Origin of the sequence: Phyllobacterium sophorae, assembly GCF_003010965.1 — a bacterium.
Taxonomy (GTDB): Bacteria; Pseudomonadota; Alphaproteobacteria; order Rhizobiales; family Rhizobiaceae; genus Phyllobacterium; species Phyllobacterium sophorae.
This window is the reverse complement of record NZ_PGGM01000016.1, coordinates 133,279-154,421: the sequence shown is the minus strand read 5'-3', so window position 1 is coordinate 154,421 and position 21,143 is coordinate 133,279. Positions and strand designations below refer to the sequence as shown.

The following is a 21,143-nucleotide window of genomic DNA, read 5'->3' as shown; positions in this document are numbered from 1 at the left end:
CATACCCCCTAAAACCTGATTGGGCTTTGGAAAGGGCTTATGCGCCGAATAAGGTCTTACCGTGCCCTGAGGCACGGAACAGCCGGCTTAGTCAGCGCGGCGAACATAGGTCAGTTCGTTGGTATCGACGATAATGCGCTCACCGGACGAAATGAACGGCGGCACCAGAACGCGAATGCCGTTTTCGAGAACTGCCGGCTTGTAGGAAGATGCAGCCGTTTGACCCTTTACGACCGGATCGGCCTCGGTGATCTCCAGCGTCACATAATCCGGCAGTGAAATACCGATGGGACGCTCGTCATAAAGTTCAACCGTGACCATCATGCCGTCCTGAAGGAATGCGGCGCGGTCGCCGACAAAATCCTTCTGCAGCTCAAGCTGTTCGTAGCTGGCGGTATCCATGAAAATCAACGCATCGCCCTGCTCGTAGAGGAACGAAAAATCCTTTTGTTCAAGCCGAACCTTTTCAACGGTCTCAGCCGAGCGAAAGCGTTCATTCAGCTTGGTGCCATTGATGAGGTTTTTCAGCTCCACCTGATTGTAGGCACCGCCCTTGCCAGGCTTGACGTGATTTGTTCTGACAGCAACCCAAAGGCCGCCATCATGTTCGATCACATTGCCTGGACGGATTTCATTACCGTTGATTTTCATTTGTCTATCCGGATTGATGTTGGAAACTGGCGCCGATATTCGTAGCGGGGCCAATATTGGCGCTTCCAAGACCACAAATTTGCGCATTAGGCAAGAGAGCGCGCAGAATCAGGCGCCACGCACTCGTCATTGCAGGATGGCTGCGGCTCAGGCGGCCAGTGCGGTCTCCGCCAATGAAACCCAGTAGCTGATACCATAGGGAATGGCGTCATCATTGAAATCATAGGCTGAATTGTGCAGTCCCGGAGTATCGCCATTGCCAAGGAAAACAAAAGCGCCGGGGCGACTTTGCAGCATATAGGAAAAGTCTTCGGCGCCCATGACCGGCGGCATATTTGTATTGACCGCCGCTTCCCCCACGATTGTTTGCGCAATGCTGACCGCAAATTCCGTTTCGCGATCATGATTGAAAGTAACTGGATAGCCCTGATGGTAAGCGACTTTTGCCGTGCCGCCGAAGACGGCAGCAGTCGACTCGGCAATCTCCGTCACGCGCTTCTGCGCGAATTCGCGTATCTCCGGCACAAGAGTCCGCACCGTTCCGCTGAGCTTGATGACGTCAGGAATGACATTCGAAGCATCCCCGCCATTGAGCTGCGTCACCGACACGACAAGCGCTTTTAGCGGGTCGGTTTCGCGCGACACAATCGATTGCAGCGCAAGGATGATATGGGCCGAAATCACCACCGGGTCGATCGTGGTGTGTGGCTTGGCCGCATGTCCACTGCGCCCGGTCACAGTTATCTCGAATTCGTTGGTCGCAGCCATGATCGAACCCTTACGGGTAGCGAATTGGCCGACCGGGAGCCCCGGCGCATTATGCATGCCGTAGACTTCGCTGATCGCGAAGCGGTCCATCAAACCATCATCGATCATGGCGAGGGCGCCAGCGCCACCTTCTTCAGCCGGCTGAAAAATGACGGCGATCGTGCCTTTGAAATTACGCGTTTCGGCAAGGTATTGTGCCGCACCAAGCAGCATGGCGGTATGGCCGTCGTGACCGCATGCGTGCATTTTTCCGGCGACCTTCGAGGCCCAAGGCTTGCCACTGGCTTCGACTATCGGCAAGGCATCCATGTCGGCGCGAAAACCGATTACCGGCCCGTCGCCGTGACGGCCCCGAATGAGTCCGACGACTCCCGTTTGTCCAATACCGGTCTCGACCGTGTCACAGCCGAATTCCTGCAACTTCTCTGCGGCAAAGCGCGAGGTCTCATGCACGTCGTATAGAATTTCCGGATTTTCATGCAGATGATGGCGCCATCCGGCGACATGTTGTTGCATTTCATGAGCACGGTTGATCAGCGGCATTTCGAATTCCAATCGGTTCGATCATTTGAGTTGTATCGGCGAGAAGCTACGACCGGCACGAGCAATTCGTCAACGCAACAAATGACCAATCGCATTATTGCAGCTTGTTTGCTTCGGTGATCGCTGCCTGTTTCTGGTCATCGTCGAGACCGTCCATAAAGGAATCCAGATCCGGGTCGGTCAGGCCGGCGCGCTTGGCAACGATGTACCATGCTGCTGCCTTGATGGAATCGCCCTCTACGCCAATGCCGTCACGATAAAGCTTCGCAAGCCGCGCCTGGGCAGCAACATTGCCTCCAGTTGCTGCGCGCAACATCCATCCAAAGCCCGACTTGTACTCGTGTGGACCACCGAGCCCGGCGACAAGCCAGCTGCCAAGGTCAAGCTGCGCTGTGTCGTAACCCTTGGTGGCGGCCTTGATAAGATAAAGCCTTGCTTTGGCCATGTCGCGGGGAATGGCCGGAGTGCCATTGGCGAGCACCTGGCTGACCGCATATTCGCCATCTGGAAGACCCTGCGCCGCAGCCTTCTGAAACCAGGGGTAGGCATTTTCGATACCAGGAGCCCCCGGACGCTCCTGCATGAGGATTTGTCCGTAGTTGAACTGCGCTGCGGCGTTCCCGGCGTCGGCGGCGGCTTTCGTCAACTCCTTGGCGCGCTTGACATCTTTCGGGGCGTATCTGCCTTGAAGCAGGATCGCAGCATAGCGGAACTGTGCCTCCGGTACGCCCTGTTCGGCGGCCTTGCCGTACCATTTTGCAGACTCCGCCATATTGACCGGAATGCCAAGGCCCCGCGCCAGCATTTCGGCAAGTAGAACCTGTGCAGCGGGATCGCCACTTTCCGCCCGTGGCAAAGCCAGGTTGTACGCCGTCTTGTAGAGCCCACGCTGATAGGCGCCGAACGCTTCGTCAGCAGGAGCCTTACCGAACCGGGTCGGGTTGATCGTCTCAAGCGCGGGATCGTCAGGTGATCTGGGCTTGTCCTGTTTTGCCGTCGTGCCAGGCGCGCCGGAACTAACGGGAGCAGACGCGGCCGGCGCGGGCGGCGCGATGGCTGGCTTTGCCGGTTCGGACGTTATTGGTGCTTCAGCGGTCTGGGCAAAGGCTGCGAATGTCAGAACAGGGAAGGCCGTCAGCAATGCCGCAACATTGGATAGTAGTTTGCCGGGTCGCGCTGCCATAAGCCTCTATTCCTCAAATCCCGGCGCATGTTCGTCAAGAAGCCTGTTAGCTTCCTTGACGGCTGATGCCGGATCGCTTCCATCAAATATGGCAGCGCCAAGGGCGATGAACTCAGCACCGGTCAACACAGCGTCAGTGATGCTATCAAGCGTGTTACCGGCCTGGATGATGCAGGGGATCTCGATCATGGAGGCCCACCAATCGGCCAATTCAATATTTCGCGGATGGGCTTCCGGCTTGTTGTCCGCACCGATCTTGCCGAACAGCACGTAATCCGGTTGGGCTTCGCCGATTTCCAAAGCCGTGTGGCGGTTCTTGATGTTGCCGGTTCCAACGATCATCTTGGGTGAAAACCGTGCAACATTGGCGGCAATGTCAGCGACAGGGCCTTCAATATGCAGACCATCCGCTTTGACGCGTCCCGCGATCTGCGTGTTGCCGACGATGATGGCGGCAGCTCCCGCTTTCTGGACGACCGGCACAACTGCTTCAGCAATCGTCTGGAACAGGGTCTCGTCTGCGTCGTAGGCGGGCAACAATACCGAAGCGACATCGCCGCCTGACAGCGCATTGCCAAGTTGTTTAACAAGCTCGTCCGCACTCGCCGCCGGGGGTGCGATCAGAACGATACGGCAGCGTTGAGGTGTCGTTTCGGTGTTCATTAGCGGCGACCTTACATCGTTCTCGAATGGATTGGACGTGCCCTATAGAAAAGGCAATCATGATGGAATTCGGGCATAGAGGATGATGATTGTTTTGAATAGTCCTCTCAAACGGGGCAGTTATCCTCCTTGTCCAACAAATGTCTTATCAAATCGCGGCATATTGCCAAAAAGCATTTTCAATTGCGCCAAGCAAGGTTAAAGGAACCTGTCCCCTCCTGCCGGATTTCCCGCCATGCCCGATCTCCTGATGAACCCATGGTTCTACGCTGCCGCTGTTCCAGCCACAATTCTGATCGGGCTTTCCAAAGGCGGCCTTGGAGGTGCAATGGGGCAGGTAGGCGTCCCGTTGATGGCACTCGTCATGCCGCCGGTCCAGGCAGCAGCGATCATGTTGCCTATTCTGATCATCATGGATTTGGCCAGTTTGTGGTCATGGCGCGGGTACCGTGATGCGAAGACGCTGAAGCTGATGCTTCCCGGTGGCTTGCTGGGTGTGGGTATCGGCTGGCTGACTGCTTCGATCGTCACGGATGACATGGTGAAATTGATCGTCGGTATCATCGCGATCATATTTTTCGCGCGCTATGTTTTCGTAAGTGCGGCGAAGCGCGCAATCGCAAAACCGCATAATGCAGCCAACGCCACGTTCTGGTCGACGATTGCCGGGTTCACAAGTTTCGTGGCGCACGCGGGCGGCCCGCCCTATCAGGTTTACGCATTGCCACTGCGGCAGGATCCCAGGATCTACAACGGTACCAGCGTCATTTTCTTCGCGGTCATCAATGCCGTGAAGGTCCTTCCCTATTTCGCACTCGGCCAATTTGACAGGGCGAATCTGGCGGCATCGGCTGTCCTTGTCCCCCTTGCCCCATTGGCGACTTTTGCAGGTGCCTGGATTGTAAAACGCATGCGTGCCGAGGTTTTCTATCCCTTCATGTACGTCATGATCCTGCTCATGGGATTGAAGCTCACCTACGACGGAATCGTCAGTCTGTTATAATTTTCAACGAAAGTTGATCGGGCGCAACGCAACTTTTGCCCTATGTCAACATTACCAAATCACTACCACCCAAGCGAGTCGCTCTCCATCGAGGTTGGAAGCGAAATCTGATTTGCATGACAGGATACTGGTGAACGCTATGACACAGATTCAGGTTAAACAGCGGGATACCCGTATCGATGTCTTCAGGGCGTTGGCGCTGCTGACTATCTTCATCAACCATGTTCCAGGCACGGTCTACGAGAATTTGACGCACAAGAATTTCGGCTTTTCCGATTCCGCTGAAGCCTTTGTGCTGATTTCCGGCATCGCCGTGGGCCTTGCCTATGGCTCGAAGTTTGAGCCAGGCAATCGCTTCCTCATTACGCTCAAGGCGTGGCGGCGGGCAGCCACGCTTTACAGCACGCATATCCTGACAACCATCGCGACATTGGCGATTTTCTGCGCTGCCGGCATTTATCTCAAACGCCCTGACTTCATGTCGTTCATCAATATTGGCCCTCTGATGGACCAGCCGGCAAAGGCTCTCATTGGTCTTGCAACGATGGGCCATCAGCTTGGTTACAATAATATCCTGTCCATGTATGGCGTGCTGCTGCTGATGCTGCCGGTTATTCTCTTGATTGCAAACATCAGTATCGCGGCGATGCTGGTAGTTTCGGGCGCCCTGTGGCTGGTTTCCGGCGTGTACCAGATTGCGCCCCCTAACTATCCAACTGATGGTGTGTGGTTCCTCAATCCATTGTCGTGGCAGTTCCTGTTTGCAATCGGTATCGGGGGCGTGATGCATGTGCGCCGGGGTGGGACGATTGCCTTCAACAAATATCTGTTCGGCCTGTCGGTTACTTATATCCTGATTGCGCTGGTCTGGGTGCGATGGCCGCTTTGGGGTGTCGATACTTCTCTTGGCCTGCCAATGGTCGTGACCGGCTTCGACAAGACATTCCTGTCGCTTACCCGTCTCGCACATGTTCTGGCGCTGACCTATGTCATTGTTTCGGTCCCCGCGATCTCCAATATTGCGCGCACCTCGGTCGATCATCCGCTGGCCATTCTTGGCAAACATTCCCTGCCGGTCTTCGTTGCGGGTACGATCCTCGCTATGGTGGCGCAGGTCGTCAAGGTAATGAATCCCGGTGGTCTATTGGATGATACGCTACTCATCGCCAGTGGAATCATGGCGCAATTTGCCCTTGCCTATTATCTCGAATGGCTGCCACGCATCGGTTGGGGCGGGCGCCCCGTGCGGCAGGCTGCAAAACCCATCGCTACCGGCAGACCCGTGGGAGCTGGCAACTTGAAGCCTGCCACCCGAATCGCGATGTCCTGATCACGCCGCTTAGTTCGCTTGCAATGATCGCGGCGGGCTTGGCGCCTGCGCTTTGGAAAAAGCGGTAGCTTCGCTTCACCAGCTTGGTCTAAACTTCCACCGGCTATTGCGTTGGGAGGCGTACATGGGCGGAATTTTCGATCGCGATCTCGAGCGCAATGCGGCAAATCATCAGCCACTGACTCCGTTGTCCTATCTTGAGAGAGCAGCGCGCGTTTATCCCAGCCGGACGGCAATCATTCATGGGGTGCAGCGCGTTGATTACGGGACATTTTACCGGCGGACACGTCAGCTGGCCTCCGCGCTTTCCCTGCGGGGTATCGGCAAGGGCGACACGGTCAGCGTTATGCTTTCGAATACGCCTCCCATGCTGGAAGCGCATTTCGGAGTGCCAATGGCGCAGGCTGTTCTACATTCCCTGAATACACGGCTCGACGCTGCTGTTATCGCGTTTCAGCTCGACCATGCCGAAACCAAACTGGCGATCGTCGACACGGAATTTTCCGCCGTCTTTCGCGAGGCACTGAAGCTTGCCAAGGTCAAGCCCATAATCATTGATTTTGTTGACGATCAATATCCGGCCGATGCACCCTATCCAACGGGTGAGCCGTTTGGCGACGTGGACTACGAGGCGTTCGTTGCGTCCGGTGATCCCGGCTACGCATGGTCCATGCCCGACGATGAGTGGGATGCGATTACACTCAATTATACGTCTGGCACGACGGGCAATCCAAAAGGAGTTGTCTATCATCACCGGGGTGCCGCCCTTATGGGTTATGGCAACATCATCGCTTCGGGCATGGGGCGTTATCCAGTGTATTTGTGGACGCTGCCGATGTTCCACTGCAATGGATGGTGTTTCCCCTGGACGCTCGCACTGCAATTCGGCACCCATGTCTGCCTGCGCTGGGTGCGGGCGAAGCAGATCTATGATGCTATAGCGGACCATGGTGTCACCCATCTGTGCGGCGCACCCATCGTCATGTCGACGCTGATCAACGCGCCGGAACGCGATAAGCGACCCTTCCCTCAAACAGTAACGTTCAACACTGCCGCGGCGCCGCCGCCCGAATCGATACTGGCGGGCATGGCGGATGCCGGGTTTGCGGTTACTCATCTATATGGCCTTACCGAGACATACGGGCCGGCTGTCGTCAACGAGTGGCAGGATGAATGGGACGCGCTTGAGACGCCGTCACGGACGGCCAAGAAGGCCCGGCAAGGCGTGCGTTATGCCGCATTGGAGGATCTTGCGATTCTTGACCCTGAAACCATGGCGCCGGTACCGGCCGATGGCGAAACAATCGGCGAAGTAATGTTTCGGGGCAATATTGTCATGAAAGGGTATCTCAAGAACCGGCAAGCCAGCAATGAAGCTTTTGCCGGCGGGTGGTTTCATTCGGGCGATCTCGGCGTGATGCATCCCGACGGCTATATCCAGCTTAAGGACCGGTCGAAAGACATCATCATTTCAGGTGGCGAAAACATTTCGTCGATTGAGGTCGAGGATGCGCTCTACAAGTTTCCGGCCGTCAGTGCCTGTGCCGTCGTTGCGCGCCCAGACGACAAATGGGGTGAAACGCCGCTTGCGTTCGTCGAGCTGAAACCCGGCCATCATGCAAGCGAAGAAGAGCTTATCGCCCATTGCAGAACGCTGCTGGCGCGGTTCAAATGTCCCCGGCATGTGCTGTTCGAAACCATCCCGAAGACGTCGACGGGAAAGATCCAGAAATTCGAACTACGCAAACGTGCCAAACTGGTTTCCGGCGCATAGCGTGCACAGCATCACGCAGCGGCTATGATTTCCAGCTCGATGAGCCAGTCTGCAGAGAGGGTCTGAACAACAATTGCTGTTGTTGGAACGATATTTCCCTGCAGCGCGGTGACACGTGCATTCTGGTTCTCTGGCGCAAAGGCCGCATCACGCAAATAGCTCGTAACCCTGACGATATTGGCAACAGTCATTCCAGCCGAAGCGAGGATCACGCGTATATTCGACCAGACAAGGTCCAGTTGTTCGGAGAGATTTCTGCCTGCGGCCCCCGCCGTGTCGAGCCCCATCGTTCCGCTGAGATAGACAATCCGCTGCGGGTCGTGGATTTCCAAAGCGTGAACATAATCAGGTGTTGCCGGGTAAATACGTTCATCCGGATTATGTACGATACGTTGCATTGCGTTTCCTCGCTTTTCACAATATTTCTTTCTGAATTAGAATGATATTGCCGAACAGAATTCAGCATCAAGGAAAAAGAGCACCGTGAAAAAAGAAACGAATGGCGTTCGGGGCAAGCGGACAGCCCATGCGTCCCTCGATGATTTTGACCGAAGGATATTAGGAGCGTTGGTGGAGGACGCGGGCTCAAGCTATGCGAGAATCGGCGAGAAAGTCGGGCTTTCCGCGCCGGCCGTGTTCGAGCGGGTCAAGCGCCTGCGCCATGCGGGGGTAATCGGGTCGATTATTGCACGGCTCGACGGTGAGGCGACCGGCAAGCCGCTACTCGCTTTCGTTCACGTGGATACGACAGGCTGGGGGAAGAGCGAGCGGCTCATGCGCATGCGCGAATTTCCGGAAGTGGAAGAAATGCATTCGGTGGCCGGCGATACCGGGATGATATTGAAGGTGCGTACGCAGGGCCCGCAAGCATTGGAGCACCTGCTCTCCCAACTCTATGTAATCCCAGGCGTCACTGCCTCGCGCAGCTATGTGGTTCTCTCCACCTACCTCGATCGCCCGGTCCAGGCCGATGTCACGCTGGATTGGCCCGAGCATCCGCTGCCGGTCGAATGACGGTTGGCATGAGAGAGTGGCCTCAACTTGATTGTCTGCGTTAACCAATCGTTAAGCATTACAATCTATAAATTGATCATCCAGTTTTCTGGATTCTTACCAAGTGGTTTGGCCACTTTGTTTGACGCCTCCCTGTTAGACTCCTGAGAGCCGCCATGTTTTGCGGCTCTTTTTTTGTGTTCATATCTTTCCTGCGACCCTGCCGTTAACCCTTTATTAAGGATAAACTTGCGCTCATGTGAGGATGCAGGCAGGTTGCTGGGGAATACTGCCCGCCGACTGTTGTGGTGCCTTGCTTGCTGTTCCAGTAAGGGGGCACTGCTTTGGTAAAATTGCGGATTGTGGCAGCGCATTTGGGTAACAGGGCATATAATGGCTGAACAGGAATTCCACGTGGACAACACGATAAGGCTCGCGGAGCGCATGGTACGCTCAGAGAGCTTTAATCATCTTTATGATGAGGGCATGAGTCTTGTGGAAGAAGCCGCATCCTATCTCGACGGTGAAGGCCGCGAGGCGGCAAGGCGATTGTCCCGTATTGCCGCGACGCTCTACGCGGCGGAATCGATGCGGCTGACAACCAGGTTGATGCAAGTGGCCTCCTGGCTGCTTCTGCAGCGGGCGTCGCGCAGCGGCGAAATGACACTCGAACAGGTACTTTCGGAAAAGGCAAAGGTCCGCCTCGATACGGATTCGGCTCCTGAATCGGTAACCGGCTGGGATGAGATCCCGCTTTCCTACTGCGATATCGTGCATCGATCCTTGCGTCTTCAGGCCCGCGTCCGCCAGATGGACAATGAGATCTACCATGAAGGGGCGGGGGGCGCCGACCAGAGGCGGATTCTTTCCGTCAATCCGGTTTCCGATCAGATTACCTTGCTTGCTACGGCGTTCAGCCACAACTGAGAGGCGGGGCGGAATGCTCGATGGCCCCGTGGCGTCTCTTGATAGTCTTCCCTACAAACTCATAGATTTGTTTCTCTTTTGTTCACCTTTCTGCTGTCAACATGCAGGACACACGGATAAGGTCTCGACATGAAAGAAGCGATTCGAATCATCGGCATTGATCCCGGACTCAGGCGGACCGGATGGGGAATCATCGAAACGCTCGGGAATTCTCTGCGATTCATTGCGGCCGGCACGATCCTTTCGGACGCCAAGCTTGATCTCGCCTCGCGGCTCTGCCAATTGCATGATGGCCTTGCGGGGGTCATCCATGAACAGATGCCGCAAGAATCTGCGGTCGAACACACCTTCGTCAACAAGGACGCAACAGCAACGCTGAAGCTCGGCCAGGCGCGGGGTATTGCCTTGCTGGTGCCTGCGCTGGCAGGGTTGCATGTGGCGGAGTACGCACCAAATGCAGTGAAGAAGGCGGTGATCGGTGTCGGTCATGGCGAGAAGCAACAGATCCACATGATGGTCAAGGTGCTGATGCCGAAGGCGACATTCGATACGGATGACGCGGCCGATGCACTGGCAGTTGCCATATGCCATGCACACCACCGGCAAAGCGCGATCGGGCGCATCGCTATCGAACAGAAATTGGCGGCACTGGGATGATCGGAAAACTCAAGGGTACAGTGGACGAAATCGGCGAGGATCACGTGATCGTCGATGTGCATGGTGTCGGCTATGTCGTTTACTGTTCGGCGCGAACGCTTTCCAATCTCCCGGGGGCGGGCGAAGCCGTAGTGCTGCTGATCGAAACCTACGTACGCGAGGATCTGATCCGGTTGTTCGGTTTCGGTACCGCGCTGGAGCGCGAATGGTTCCGCTTGCTGCAAAGCGTGCAGGGTATTGGCGCCAAGGTGGCATTGAGCGTGTTGGGGGTGCTCACGCCGTCGGACTTGGCGAATGCCATCGCGTTGCGTGACATTGCCATGGTCAGCCGGGCGCCGGGTGTCGGCAAACGGGTCGCCGAGCGCATTGTCACGGAGCTCAAGAACAAGGCGCCGGCCTTTGCCGGTGAGGCGATGGGGACGATCGGTCTGAAGCAAGAACTCGGTGAAGGTGTTGCCTCTGGCCCCATTACCGATGCCGTGTCGGCTTTGACCAACCTCGGTTATTCGCGCGATCAGGCCGCCAATGCTGTGGCTGCGGCGCTGAAGGATGCAGGTGAGGGTGCCGACGCCACCAAGCTCATAAGGCTGGGCCTGAAGGAGTTGGCACGCTAATGCGGTTGTTTGACGATGCGCATTGTGCGAGGACAGGCGCATGAGTGATGCAGACCGCCTGATTACACCAGACAAGCGCGGAGAGGATCTTGATACCACGCTCCGCCCGCAAACGCTTGCCGATTTTGTCGGCCAGGCTTCGGCACGCGCCAACCTAAAAGTCTTTATCGAAGCGGCCAAGTCGCGGGGCGAGGCGCTTGATCATGTCTTGTTTGTCGGACCGCCCGGTCTCGGCAAAACAACGCTGGCGCAGATTATGGCCAAGGAGCTCGGCGTCAATTTCCGCTCGACCTCGGGACCCGTCATTGCCAAGGCCGGTGATCTTGCGGCGCTCCTGACCAACCTCGAAGAGAACGACGTTCTTTTCATCGATGAGATCCATCGCCTGAATCCGGCAGTGGAGGAAATTCTCTATCCCGCGATGGAGGACTATCAGCTCGACCTTATTATTGGCGAGGGTCCGGCGGCGCGCTCGGTGAAGATTGATCTCGCCAGATTTACTCTCGTTGCCGCCACGACCCGGCTCGGCCTTTTGACGACGCCGCTGCGTGACCGCTTCGGCATCCCTATCCGCCTCAATTTCTATACGGTCGAAGAACTGGAACATATCGTACGGCGCGGGGCCCGGATCATGGGCATTGGCATGACCGATGACGGTGCACTGGAAGTTGCCCGCCGAGCCCGGGGCACGCCGCGAATTGCCGGACGCCTTCTGCGCCGCGTGCGGGATTTCGCTATTGTCGATGGCAAGGACAGGATCGATCGCGAGACTGCCGATGCTGCGCTCTTGCGGCTCGAAGTCGATTCGCTTGGTCTTGACCAACTCGACCGGCGTTATCTCGCGATGATCGCACATAATTTCGGTGGCGGGCCCGTCGGCATCGAGACGATTGCTGCGGGCCTTTCGGAACCGCGCGACGCGATCGAGGATATTATCGAACCCTTTCTTATCCAGCAGGGATTCATCCAGCGAACACCACGCGGACGTGTACTGACGGCAAATGCCTGGAAACATCTGGGCCTGAGTGCCCCGGCTGATATCATCCAGCAGCAGATCAACCTTTTCCAGGAAGAGAATTGAACCTCACTGAGGTTTCAGCCCGAGGCCCTTGAGAATAACCGGGTCCAGTATGCGCTTGTCGTCGTCGAGGGTAATGCCAAACGCCCCACCCCACGACCAGACCGACCAGGGGAAGCCGCGCTGTTGTGCGGCATCCGTCATATCCTTCAGATAGGTGGCGCGCCAGGGAGAAGGCATGCGGAATTCCTTCCGGTACTCTTGCCGGATCATGCCGAACTCGCCAAGAAATATGCGTTCCGGCGGAATGTTGTGCTTTTTTCCCCATGCTTCCGCATTGTCGAAGGGTTCATTCAGCATTGTTAGAACCTGCTTGTAGCTCATGACCCCGCCGGCCATCTCGTTGAACCCGGTCAACAGCTCCTCGCGCCGTTCCTCCGGGGCGTTCGTTTCGATTGTCTTGCGGACAGCTGCGAGACGCTCATCGAAGGCCTCTTCACCCATTAAATCCGGCGGGTAGGGGAGACCTTCCACATAACTCATTGAGTCCCCCGTCCAATCTGCGCCTTGGTGCGTGAGGATGTAAGGTTCATAGGAGTGGAAGGTCCAGATGACATTTTCGTCGGCAATGAGGGCGGGATCGATCTTTGCCAGCCCATAAGCACTGGACCAGCAACTGCCGGACAGAACCAATGTGTGATTTGGTGCCGCCTTGCGTGCTGCCGCGTGCAAACGCTTCAGCAGGGAAGGCCATTTCGGAAAGAGTGTCGGGTCGCAATCGATGACCGGCTCGTTGAAGGGCTCAAACGCGGTGGTTGCGGGATCTGTAGTGGACAGCGCCGTACCCACCCGTGCGACGGCATCGAGATAGCGGGCAAACAGGTCGTTGTCCGCCAGGACCTGGTTCGTGCCAACCTTGCGCACATCGCTCGGGATCGAATGGAAATCGACGATCACCTTAAGCCCGGCCTCATGGATCATATCAACGGTCTCGATCGTCGCAGCAATGAGCCTGGTGACCCGCTTGCCGGATGCGTCTTCAAGAAATATGGCCGGATCAATCGGCATGCGGACGAAGTCAAATCCGGCCGCGCGGATATCCTTCAGATTGTCGATGCTGGTGTCCTGCCGCCATTCGGGAAACTTGGCGAGCACGGCATCCTCGTCCCAGCGTTCGGGTCCCGGCCATGTGGTCCAGAGATCAAGATTCAGCCCCTGTTTCATCGTAAATGCCGTCGCCGCGTCAGCGACGGAGCAGGCCAACAATTGGCCGAAGCATAGAAGGGCGCGTAGCAGTGGCAGGATCAATTCTTTTCGCGTCCTTGCTGTCTTGGGTCTGGACAAAATGCCCGCCAAGCCTGCAAAAGGAAAGGACCATGAGCGAAAACAATTCTCCATCAACAATTGCAACCGGACTGGCCGGCGAACTGACCGAAGCCGGGCACCGCCTACTGGCACGTGTCTATTATGCCGATACGGATTTTTCCGGCATTGTTTACCATGCCCGTTATCTCGAATTCCTGGAGCGGGGGCGTACGGATTACCTGCGTTTGCTTGGCGTCCACCATTCGGAGCTTGCAGATGGCAAACTCGGTGAAAGCAACGTCTGGGTGGTGCGGCGCATGGAGATCGACTTCAAGTCGGCGGCGCGCATTGACGACATATTGACCGTCGAGACCCGCACGGCCGAAATATCCGGTGCACGGGTTAAAATGGCGCAGGCCATCAAACGCGACGATGATCTTCTGATCTCCGCTGTCGTAGAAGCGGCCATGATCAATAGCGCCGGGCGCCCACGAAGGTTTCCTGCTGAATGGATCAAGCTCTTTAAGCCGCAATCGCAGGTTCAGACAATTTAAAATGGGTCGCCTGTCTGAATCATAACTGATCCTTAACCATAACAAATCATGAATAAGGCGTTCAAACGAGGTGTTTTGCGTTAACGCCTTCGTTTTACCAAAATTAACCGTGAGAAGCCGCAGGTGGTTACTGGAAAAAATCCGGTTTCAAAACGTGGCTCATCTGGAGTGAGAGACGATTGCGCCCCGGTAGACATGCCGGGTTTTCGGATTCGAGGGTAGTGGATATGGAAAATTTAGCGGTTGCCGTCCAGACATCGGACATGTCCCTGTGGGGATTGTTCTGGCAAGCCGGCTTTGTCGTGAAACTGGTGATGGTGGGATTGCTCGGTGCATCAATCTGGACCTGGGCAATCATCATTGACAAGATTCTCGGATTCGGCCGAGCCAAGCGAGCTTTTGACCGGTTCGAACAAATCTTCTGGTCGGGGCAATCGCTCGAGGAGCTTTATCGCAATCTTGGCGACAAGCGCACCACCGGCATGGGCTCCATTTTCATCGCCGCCATGCGGGAATGGAAGAAGTCGTTCGAGAAAGGCGCCCGTTCACCGATCGCACTGCAGATGCGTATAGACAAGGCGATGGATGTGGCGCTGGCACGCGAAAGCGATTACCTTGCGGCACGCTTGACCTTCCTCGCGACCATTGGCTCCGCTGGCCCATTCATTGGTCTGTTCGGGACGGTCATTGGTATCATGACCTCGTTCATGGGTATTGCGGGTTCGAAATCCACGAGTCTGGCTGTCGTTGCACCGGGTATCGCCGAAGCGCTCCTGGCGACCGCTATCGGCCTTGTCGCCGCTATTCCCGCGGTCATTGCCTATAACAAGCTCTCCAGTGACGCAGGCAAGCTGACTGCGCGCATGGAAGGCTTCGCCGATGAATTCTCCGCCATACTCTCGCGGCAAATCGATGAGAAGCTGCCGCGCACCTGAGCGACCGTGTGAGTAACCGATACAGTATTTGCGAGATATAATGCCATGGGCATGTCGATAGGAAATAATGGTTCTTCGGGTGGACGCCGTCGGCGCGGTCGTTCCAGCAAAGGCGTGATGAGCGAAATCAATGTCACGCCGCTGGTCGACGTTATGCTCGTCCTGCTGATCATCTTCATGGTGACTGCACCGATGATGACTGTCGGCGTGCCGATCGACATGCCGGAGACATCGGCGCAGACGCTGAACAGCGAAGCCGATCCGATTTATGTCACGATCAACCAGCAGGGTCAGGTCTATTTGCAGGAGACCGAAATTCCGGTCGAAGAAATCGTGCCCAAGCTGCAGGCGATTGCCAAGACCGGTTACAATGAACGGATTTTTGTCAAAGGCGACAAGGCGGCCGATTACGGAACGATCATGAAGGTCATGGCCCAGATATCGGGGTCTGGCTTCAAGAATATTGGTCTCGTCAGCCTACCGGAGGGAAACTGATCGGTCATGCGGGCTAGCGTCACATCCTCTGCAATAATCCATGCCGTCGTGCTCGGATGGGGGCTGTTGTCCTTTTCCGCTCCGACACCTATGGATCTGGCGAATTCGGAATCAATGCCGATCGATATCGTTTCCGATATCAGCCAGTTGCAGAAGGGTGACAAGAAAGCACCAAAAGCGGAAAAGCCAGCGCCCAAGCCTACCGAAAAACCGCAAACCCAGCCGGACGCCCAGAATATCGGTGACAGCGAGGTTGATGTAGAAACCAAGCCGACGACAGAGACAAAACCGAAGCCCGTGGAAGCCGCCGAGGCACCCAAGCCGTCGGAAATGCCTGTGGCAAAGCCCGAACCTCAGCCCGAGCCGAAACCTGAGGTCAAGCCGGAGCCGAAGCCGACGCCTGTGCCAGCAACGGAAGTGAAGCCGGAGCCAGCTCCCAAGCAGGAAGTAAAGCCCGATCCGGTGGCAGAGGCCATCAATGAAATGAAGAGCGAGCCGGCTCCAGCGGAAACACCGAAGGTCGAACCGGCCCCGGTGGCCGAAAAGCCGGTTGAAGAGGCATTCAAGCTACCGGAGAACGTTGCCAAGCCCGAAGCAAAGCCGACGCCTCCAGCACAGACGGCGAAGACACCCGATCGCAAGGAAACGCCTGAAAAGCCAAAGTCTACGCAAACCGCTTCGACGCCATCGAAGGAAAAGGACGGAATTGCCGATCAGGTTGCTGATCTGCTTAACAAGCAGAAGGCATCCGCTGCTGGAGCCAAGCGTTCGACGGATCAATCGTCCCTTGGGGCCGATAAGGCCACAGGCGGGTCAAAGCTCAGCCAGAGTGAGATGGATGCATTGCGCGGGATCATCGAGGGAAACTGGAACAAACCAGTTGGCGCCGAGGAAACTCCGGAGATGACAATCGTCGTCAAGTTCAAGCTGACACAGAATGGCGAAATTGACGGCCGCCCCGAAGTGAGTGGCAGTGGCGGAGATTCCGCCTTGTTGAACGCAGTCAAGAGCAGCGCCCTGCGAGCAGTCATGCGTTCGGCACCATTTAACTTGCCTCAAGATAAATACGACACCTGGTCGAGCGTCGAGCTGACGTTTCATCCGGGTGCAACCTGATCGACAATAGGCCAGCCAAAAGAGGGCCCTGAACTAATGCCAAATATAATCCGGACTTTGTGTGCAGCTTTTGCAATGGTCATCGTAACACTGATCGTTGCGACGCTACCAGCGAAAGCCCAGCTCAAACTCGATATCACCAAGGGTGTTGTCGAGCCCATGCCCATTGCAATCACCGATTTCTTATCCGGCGATCAGCTGGGAACCAATATTTCCAGCGTGATTGCTGCAGATCTTGAGCGATCAGGACTGTTCGCCCCGGTCGACAAGGGCGCATTCATCGAAAAAATCTCCAATCCTGATGCGGCTCCGCGCTTTGAAGACTGGAAGGTCATCAACGCCCAGGCACTCGTTACCGGGCGCGTGACCAAGCAGGGTGACGGCCGCCTGAAAGCAGAGTTCAGGCTTTGGGACACATTTGCCGGCCAGCAACTGGACGGTCAGCAGTTCTTCACCTCGCCCGAGAGCTGGCGCCGCGTGGCGCACATCATTGCCGACGCAATTTATGAGAAGTTGACCGGTGAAAAAGGCTATTTCGACACGCGTGTCGTCTATGTCGATGAATCCGGCACCAAGGAAAAACGGATCAAGCGCCTTGCGATCATGGATCAGGACGGTGCCAACGTGCGTTACCTGACGAATGGCAAGGACCTCGTTCTGACGCCACGGTTCTCGCCGAGCAAGCAGGAAATCACCTACATGTCCTATGAGGGCGGCAAGCCGCAGATCTATCTGCTCCAGCTTGAGACCGGACAGCGCGAACTTGTCGGTAATTTTCCTGGCATGACGATCGCTCCCCGCTTTTCGCCCGATGGCCAGAAGGTCGTGATGAGCCTGCTGCAGGAAGATGGCAGCGCCAATGTCTACGCGATGGATTTGCGCAGCCGTACGACAACGCGTTTGACGAGCACATCCGCGATCGACACCGGCGCTTCCTATGCACCCGATGGCAGCCAGGTCGTGTTCGAGTCTGACCGTGGTGGCCGTCCGCAAATCTACAAAATGGGCGCTGATGGATCGAATCCGCAGCGCATCTCGTTTGGTGACGGGTCTTACTCCACCCCGGTATGGTCACCACGCGGCGATTTGATCGCCTTCACCAAGCAATCGGGCGGGCAATTCTCCATCGGTGTGATGAAAACAGATGGGTCCGGTGAACGTATCCTGTCGAGCGGCTATCATGACGAAGGCCCCACCTGGGCACCGAATGGCCGTGTGCTGATGTTCTTCCGCCAGCCGCCCGGTTCCAACAGCCCGCACCTTGTGACGGTCGATCTGACAGGACGCAATCTTCGCCAGATTCAAACCCCGAATTTGGCTTCAGACCCGGCCTGGTCGCCGTTGCTGGATTGATCTGGCAGATTGGACCGAGCAACCATGTATATTCGCGGCGGTGTACCCGGCATCGCCGCGAATGTCGTTTTTCCGCCGTATTTAATGCCTTAAGGGTGCAGGATACGTTCGTAGTTTCGCCGTTAATCCTGGTGTTAAGAGGGGATTAACCCTGTTTCTTGAACCGGCCTTAACCTCAATATGGTTACTGCTTGTTCACCGAAACAATTCAATTCTTAAGGAGTCCAGGCTATGCGCCGCTTCGAAATGATCGCCCGCAGTCCAGTTTTCGTTGCCTTATTCATGTCTCTCGCCATTGCGGGTTGTGCTTCGAAGAAAAACATGCCCAACAGCGCTGGTGACCTTGGCCTGGCTGGCAGTGCAACCCCGGGCTCTACCCAGGATTTCACGGTCAATGTTGGCGATCGTATTTTCTTCGATGTCGACTCTTCGGTCATTCGCGCTGACGCACAGCAGACATTGGCCAAGCAGGCACAGTGGCTCAAGCGTTATCCGAACTACGCGATCACCGTTGAAGGCCACGCCGACGAACGCGGAACGCGCGAGTACAATCTCGCTCTCGGCCAGCGCCGTGCAGCTGCTACGCGCAACTACCTCGCATCGCAGGGCTTGCCCGCAGCGCGGATCAAGACGATCTCCTACGGCAATGAACGTCCAGTTGCCGTTTGCGACAGCGAATCATGCTGGTCGCAGAATCGTCGCGCCATCACTGTTCTCGGCAGTGCCGGCAGCTAAGGCGAGAATTGATTCCATCAAGGAAAAGCGGCTTTCGGGCCGCTTTTTTGTTTTGACAGCACGAAAAACAAAATTTGGCCGAAGTCACACTGCTCGTGTTAGATAGGCTGCCGCAAATCACAGCGGTGTTTCAATTCCCATATCAGGGGCGGTAAAAGGAATGAACAAACGACTGAAGAGATTGGTACTGGCAATGACGGTGCTGCCATTTTTGGCAACCGGGGTTAGCCATGCCGCAGGCCTTGATGGTGGGGTTTTCCCACCGGCGCCAAAGGTGGACATTGCGTCAAGCAATGCTCCCGTCTTGATGGCGCAGGCGGGCGATCCGCGTGTCAGCCAGCTGGAAGAGCAGATCAGACAGCTCACCGGCAAGATCGAGGAATTGAACTTCCAGCTTCTGCAAATGCAGGAGCAGATGCGGAAAGTGCAGGAAGACAATGAATTCCGGTTCCAGGAACTGGAAAAAGGCAAACGGTCGGACGCGGGCGGCAAAGGCGATCGCACTGTTGCTTCCGTTCCATCCTCGCGGACAACAGTGGAGGCATCGAGCGATGCCTCCACTGATTCAACCTCGTCAGGACGACGCACTGATTCCGCTGCTATTGATCCACAATCCGATCCATCCGGTTCTCAACAGCTCGGCGAACCGCCGCGCGAACTTGGAAAAATCGAGTTTGATGCCAATGGCAACGTAATCGGTGGCTCGAAGAACGACGATCCGGCGCAGCCAGTAGAAAATACGATCGTCGCGGCATTGCCGCAAACCGACGATCCGAAAGTCCTCTACAGTCAGGCCTACCAGCTGTTCCTGTCGGGGGACTACAAGAGCGCAGAAGTTGCGTTTCGCAGCCATGTCGAACGGTTCCCGAAAGATCCGGCTGACCCGGATGCGCGCTACTGGCTGGGTGAATCCCTCTATGGCCAAGGGCGCTATCAGGAAGCAGCTTCGGTATTTCTCGACAACCACAAGCAGTTTCCTGATTCCAAGAAGAGCCCCGAAAATCTGCTGAAACTCGGCATGACTCTCGCCAAGATGCGGGACCATGACGTCGCCTGTGCGACGTTTGCATCGGTCAACTCGCGCTATCCGAATATTTCTGCGGCCATCAAAGAGCGCGTGAAGAATGAACGTGCCGTCAATAAATGCTGAGCCACAGCTCGATCCGAACAGCATTTTCGGCCCGGTTGATTTCGAAGGGTTGAAGTCCATCATTGTCGCCGTGTCCGGCGGCAGTGATTCCCTTGCCCTGCTATATCTCCTGATTGCTTTCGGCGCGGGGCGTCCAGGCTTCCCCCCGATCGCCGCTGTGACGATCGATCACAGGCTACGCCCTGAATCGGCTGGAGAAGCGCGCTATGTCGCAGAGCTATGCAAGGACGCAGGTATTCCCCATCGTATTCTGGATTGGAGCGGAGCTAAACCATCCACCGGCGTGTCGGCGAAGGCGCGGGACGCGCGTTACAGCCTCCTGTGTGAAGCTGCGCGCGATGCGGGCACGCATGTGATTTTTACCGGGCACACGCTCGATGACCAGATCGAAACCTTTGTCATGCGATCTGCACGTACCGGCAAGGGAGGCAGTGAACGCGGCCTGGCAAGCATGGCGGCAACAACATTGCTTGACCGCGAAATCTGGCTCGTGCGGCCGTTACTCGAGTTATCACGCGAAACTTTGCGCGATTACTTGCGTGCGAGGGCCATTGGCTGGTGTGATGATCCTTCCAACGATGACCCACATTACGAACGTGTTCGCATTCGCAAAGCGCTAAAGGATGATGAGCGTGCGAATATTCGGCGAGACATTGCCCAGAAGGTTGCGCAAAGACGTTCCTTGAACGCCAAGGTGGCGCTGCTGTTGCCGCGTTGTGTGACGATCAGTGATGGACTTCACGCGGAAATCACCTGTGAGTGCTGGGCCAGGCAGGATGCGAATGTCAAACGGCTGGCCATTGGTGTGCTGATTGCGGTTATGGGCGGACTGTCCTTCCTGCCGTCTGCTGAATCTTGCAACAAAGCCTTGCAACATCTGGCTTCGGGCCGGCTGTCGGGGCGCGTCACGATCGGCCGCTGCGTTTTGGAGCTGAAGCGGGAAAAGGCGTTGATCTACCGTGAAATGAGATCAATGCCGGAAATCGCAGTCGAGCCCGGTTACACTGCGATTTGGGATGGCCGGTACCGGATTGAGAACCGTTCGGATCAGCAATTCAGGACCGTTGCTTGCGGGACTGACGGGGTGATTTTTTTGGAAGAGAACGGATATCCGGGTCTTTACCGCCCTTCGGTCCGCACGTGCCCCGTCGTGCTTTCCGATGGGAAGATCATTGGAGCATATGCAGGTGCCGATCACGCGAAGTTGCCCCAGGGTGTCACCGTAACGAGGCACCTTGCCCTGTTCGACCATATCCTTTCAGGTTATGATGAAATTCTGGCTCAATCCGTTGCAGATATCTTCCAAATACAGGCCTATCCTGTAAACCAGATTAACAAGAATTGACCTCAGTTTGAATGCCAGCCTTGGCAAGGCC

The 21,143-nt window shown here is 56.3% G+C and carries 22 protein-coding genes; 16 read left to right on the top strand and 6 right to left on the bottom strand.

The annotated features are described in order from the left end of the window. Window positions 1-87: 87 nt before the first annotated feature. The 4 genes from efp to CU103_RS26465 form a co-directional block, all read right to left on the bottom strand. Window positions 88-651 carry an elongation factor P gene (efp, locus tag CU103_RS26480; protein WP_106667021.1) on the bottom strand — a complete coding sequence of 188 codons (564 nt, stop codon included), beginning with the start codon at window positions 649-651 and terminating at the stop codon, window positions 88-90. 147 nt (window positions 652-798) lie between these two features. Then, window positions 799-1,962 carry a M20 aminoacylase family protein gene (locus CU103_RS26475; protein ID WP_106667020.1) on the bottom strand — a complete coding sequence of 388 codons (1,164 nt, stop codon included), beginning with the start codon at window positions 1,960-1,962 and terminating at the stop codon, window positions 799-801. Between the two features lie 94 nt (window positions 1,963-2,056). Beyond that, window positions 2,057-3,145: a tetratricopeptide repeat protein gene (locus CU103_RS26470; RefSeq protein WP_106667019.1), complete on the bottom strand. Its 1,089-nt coding sequence runs from the start codon at window positions 3,143-3,145 to the stop codon at window positions 2,057-2,059. Window positions 3,146-3,151: 6 nt separating this feature from the next. Further along, entirely contained in the window at window positions 3,152-3,808 is a 657-nt protein-coding gene (locus CU103_RS26465) for a thiamine phosphate synthase (RefSeq protein ID WP_106667018.1), read from the bottom strand. A 235-nt stretch (window positions 3,809-4,043) separates the two neighbouring features. On the opposite strand from CU103_RS26465, the gene CU103_RS26460 reads away from it, so the two are divergent. From CU103_RS26460 to CU103_RS26450, 3 genes are all read left to right on the top strand, one after another. Then, entirely contained in the window at window positions 4,044-4,811 is a 768-nt protein-coding gene (locus CU103_RS26460; protein WP_106667017.1) for a sulfite exporter TauE/SafE family protein, read from the top strand. Between the two features lie 139 nt (window positions 4,812-4,950). Then, window positions 4,951-6,141, top strand: coding sequence for an OpgC family protein (locus tag CU103_RS26455; protein ID WP_106667016.1), 1,191 nt, complete (start codon window positions 4,951-4,953; stop codon window positions 6,139-6,141). Between the two features lie 124 nt (window positions 6,142-6,265). Then, on the top strand, window positions 6,266-7,915 hold the full coding sequence (locus CU103_RS26450) for an acyl-CoA synthetase (protein WP_106667015.1): 1,650 nt from the start codon (window positions 6,266-6,268) through the stop codon (window positions 7,913-7,915). Between the two features lie 11 nt (window positions 7,916-7,926). Here CU103_RS26450 and CU103_RS26445 read toward each other — a convergent pair whose 3' ends face one another. Beyond that, window positions 7,927-8,313, bottom strand: a complete 387-nt coding sequence (locus CU103_RS26445) for a RidA family protein (RefSeq protein ID WP_106667014.1) — start codon at window positions 8,311-8,313, stop codon at window positions 7,927-7,929. Between the two features lie 85 nt (window positions 8,314-8,398). On the opposite strand from CU103_RS26445, the gene CU103_RS26440 reads away from it, so the two are divergent. The 5 genes from CU103_RS26440 to ruvB all read left to right on the top strand — a co-directional run bounded on the left by CU103_RS26440 (window position 8,399) and on the right by ruvB (window position 12,187). After that, window positions 8,399-8,929: an Lrp/AsnC family transcriptional regulator gene (locus tag CU103_RS26440; protein WP_106667013.1), complete on the top strand. Its 531-nt coding sequence runs from the start codon at window positions 8,399-8,401 to the stop codon at window positions 8,927-8,929. Window positions 8,930-9,301: 372 nt separating this feature from the next. Next, entirely contained in the window at window positions 9,302-9,835 is a 534-nt protein-coding gene (rcdA, locus tag CU103_RS26435) for a protease adaptor protein RcdA (protein WP_106667012.1), read from the top strand. Between the two features lie 129 nt (window positions 9,836-9,964). Continuing rightward, a complete protein-coding gene (ruvC, locus tag CU103_RS26430; RefSeq protein WP_106667011.1) occupies window positions 9,965-10,492 on the top strand; it encodes a crossover junction endodeoxyribonuclease RuvC in 528 nt (175 codons plus the stop codon). Then, a complete protein-coding gene (ruvA, locus tag CU103_RS26425) occupies window positions 10,489-11,106 on the top strand; it encodes a Holliday junction branch migration protein RuvA (RefSeq protein WP_106667010.1) in 618 nt (205 codons plus the stop codon). Before ruvC ends, ruvA begins: the two co-directional genes overlap by 4 nt. A 40-nt stretch (window positions 11,107-11,146) precedes the next feature. Then, on the top strand, window positions 11,147-12,187 hold the full coding sequence (ruvB, locus tag CU103_RS26420) for a Holliday junction branch migration DNA helicase RuvB (protein ID WP_106667009.1): 1,041 nt from the start codon (window positions 11,147-11,149) through the stop codon (window positions 12,185-12,187). A gap of 3 nt (window positions 12,188-12,190) precedes the next feature. Here ruvB and CU103_RS26415 read toward each other — a convergent pair whose 3' ends face one another. Further along, a complete protein-coding gene (locus CU103_RS26415) occupies window positions 12,191-13,348 on the bottom strand; it encodes a glycoside hydrolase family 5 protein (protein WP_162707132.1) in 1,158 nt (385 codons plus the stop codon). A gap of 152 nt (window positions 13,349-13,500) precedes the next feature. Between CU103_RS26415 and ybgC the strand changes: the two genes are divergently transcribed. The 8 genes from ybgC (at window position 13,501) to tilS (ending at window position 21,112) form a co-directional block, all read left to right on the top strand. Further along, on the top strand, window positions 13,501-13,983 hold the full coding sequence (gene ybgC / locus CU103_RS26410) for a tol-pal system-associated acyl-CoA thioesterase (protein WP_106667007.1): 483 nt from the start codon (window positions 13,501-13,503) through the stop codon (window positions 13,981-13,983). Window positions 13,984-14,210: 227 nt separating this feature from the next. Beyond that, complete coding sequence (gene tolQ, locus CU103_RS26405) at window positions 14,211-14,918, top strand: protein TolQ (RefSeq protein ID WP_106667006.1); 708 nt, start codon at window positions 14,211-14,213, stop codon at window positions 14,916-14,918. Between the two features lie 45 nt (window positions 14,919-14,963). Then, window positions 14,964-15,413 carry a protein TolR gene (tolR, locus tag CU103_RS26400; protein ID WP_106667005.1) on the top strand — a complete coding sequence of 150 codons (450 nt, stop codon included), beginning with the start codon at window positions 14,964-14,966 and terminating at the stop codon, window positions 15,411-15,413. 6 nt (window positions 15,414-15,419) lie between these two features. Then, on the top strand, window positions 15,420-16,529 hold the full coding sequence (locus tag CU103_RS26395) for a hypothetical protein (RefSeq protein WP_106667004.1): 1,110 nt from the start codon (window positions 15,420-15,422) through the stop codon (window positions 16,527-16,529). A 36-nt stretch (window positions 16,530-16,565) separates the two neighbouring features. Further along, window positions 16,566-17,882, top strand: a complete 1,317-nt coding sequence (gene tolB, locus CU103_RS26390) for a Tol-Pal system beta propeller repeat protein TolB (protein WP_106667003.1) — start codon at window positions 16,566-16,568, stop codon at window positions 17,880-17,882. Window positions 17,883-18,113: 231 nt separating this feature from the next. Then, window positions 18,114-18,617, top strand: a complete 504-nt coding sequence (gene pal, locus CU103_RS26385; RefSeq protein WP_106667002.1) for a peptidoglycan-associated lipoprotein Pal — start codon at window positions 18,114-18,116, stop codon at window positions 18,615-18,617. Between the two features lie 160 nt (window positions 18,618-18,777). Beyond that, the gene (gene ybgF, locus CU103_RS26380) at window positions 18,778-19,767 is read left to right on the top strand and encodes a tol-pal system protein YbgF (RefSeq protein ID WP_106667001.1); all 990 of its coding nucleotides are present in this window, start codon (window positions 18,778-18,780) and stop codon (window positions 19,765-19,767) included. Continuing rightward, window positions 19,742-21,112 carry a tRNA lysidine(34) synthetase TilS gene (gene tilS / locus CU103_RS26375; RefSeq protein WP_106667000.1) on the top strand — a complete coding sequence of 457 codons (1,371 nt, stop codon included), beginning with the start codon at window positions 19,742-19,744 and terminating at the stop codon, window positions 21,110-21,112. Before ybgF ends, tilS begins: the two co-directional genes overlap by 26 nt. Window positions 21,113-21,143 lie beyond the last annotated feature (31 nt).

What these genes read in the sequence shown, in the direction of transcription:
- tolQ (WP_106667006.1), top strand. Translation starts at nt 14,211, where the DNA reads ATGGAAAATTTAGCGGTTGCCGTCCAGACATCGGACATGTCCCTGTGG.
- CU103_RS26450 (WP_106667015.1), top strand. Translation starts at nt 6,266, where the DNA reads ATGGGCGGAATTTTCGATCGCGATCTCGAGCGCAATGCGGCAAATCAT.
- tolB (WP_106667003.1), top strand. Translation starts at nt 16,566, where the DNA reads ATGCCAAATATAATCCGGACTTTGTGTGCAGCTTTTGCAATGGTCATC.
- tilS (WP_106667000.1), top strand. Translation starts at nt 19,742, where the DNA reads ATGAACGTGCCGTCAATAAATGCTGAGCCACAGCTCGATCCGAACAGC.
- pal (WP_106667002.1), top strand. Translation starts at nt 18,114, where the DNA reads ATGCGCCGCTTCGAAATGATCGCCCGCAGTCCAGTTTTCGTTGCCTTA.
- rcdA (WP_106667012.1), top strand. Translation starts at nt 9,302, where the DNA reads ATGGCTGAACAGGAATTCCACGTGGACAACACGATAAGGCTCGCGGAG.
- CU103_RS26475 (WP_106667020.1), bottom strand. Translation starts at nt 1,962, where the DNA reads ATGCCGCTGATCAACCGTGCTCATGAAATGCAACAACATGTCGCCGGA.
- CU103_RS26470 (WP_106667019.1), bottom strand. Translation starts at nt 3,145, where the DNA reads ATGGCAGCGCGACCCGGCAAACTACTATCCAATGTTGCGGCATTGCTG.
- tolR (WP_106667005.1), top strand. Translation starts at nt 14,964, where the DNA reads ATGGGCATGTCGATAGGAAATAATGGTTCTTCGGGTGGACGCCGTCGG.
- ruvB (WP_106667009.1), top strand. Translation starts at nt 11,147, where the DNA reads ATGAGTGATGCAGACCGCCTGATTACACCAGACAAGCGCGGAGAGGAT.
- CU103_RS26465 (WP_106667018.1), bottom strand. Translation starts at nt 3,808, where the DNA reads ATGAACACCGAAACGACACCTCAACGCTGCCGTATCGTTCTGATCGCA.
- ruvA (WP_106667010.1), top strand. Translation starts at nt 10,489, where the DNA reads ATGATCGGAAAACTCAAGGGTACAGTGGACGAAATCGGCGAGGATCAC.
- efp (WP_106667021.1), bottom strand. Translation starts at nt 651, where the DNA reads ATGAAAATCAACGGTAATGAAATCCGTCCAGGCAATGTGATCGAACAT.
- CU103_RS26415 (WP_162707132.1), bottom strand. Translation starts at nt 13,348, where the DNA reads ATGAAACAGGGGCTGAATCTTGATCTCTGGACCACATGGCCGGGACCC.
- ybgF (WP_106667001.1), top strand. Translation starts at nt 18,778, where the DNA reads ATGAACAAACGACTGAAGAGATTGGTACTGGCAATGACGGTGCTGCCA.
- CU103_RS26395 (WP_106667004.1), top strand. Translation starts at nt 15,420, where the DNA reads ATGCGGGCTAGCGTCACATCCTCTGCAATAATCCATGCCGTCGTGCTC.
- ruvC (WP_106667011.1), top strand. Translation starts at nt 9,965, where the DNA reads ATGAAAGAAGCGATTCGAATCATCGGCATTGATCCCGGACTCAGGCGG.
- CU103_RS26445 (WP_106667014.1), bottom strand. Translation starts at nt 8,313, where the DNA reads ATGCAACGTATCGTACATAATCCGGATGAACGTATTTACCCGGCAACA.
- CU103_RS26455 (WP_106667016.1), top strand. Translation starts at nt 4,951, where the DNA reads ATGACACAGATTCAGGTTAAACAGCGGGATACCCGTATCGATGTCTTC.
- ybgC (WP_106667007.1), top strand. Translation starts at nt 13,501, where the DNA reads ATGAGCGAAAACAATTCTCCATCAACAATTGCAACCGGACTGGCCGGC.
- CU103_RS26460 (WP_106667017.1), top strand. Translation starts at nt 4,044, where the DNA reads ATGCCCGATCTCCTGATGAACCCATGGTTCTACGCTGCCGCTGTTCCA.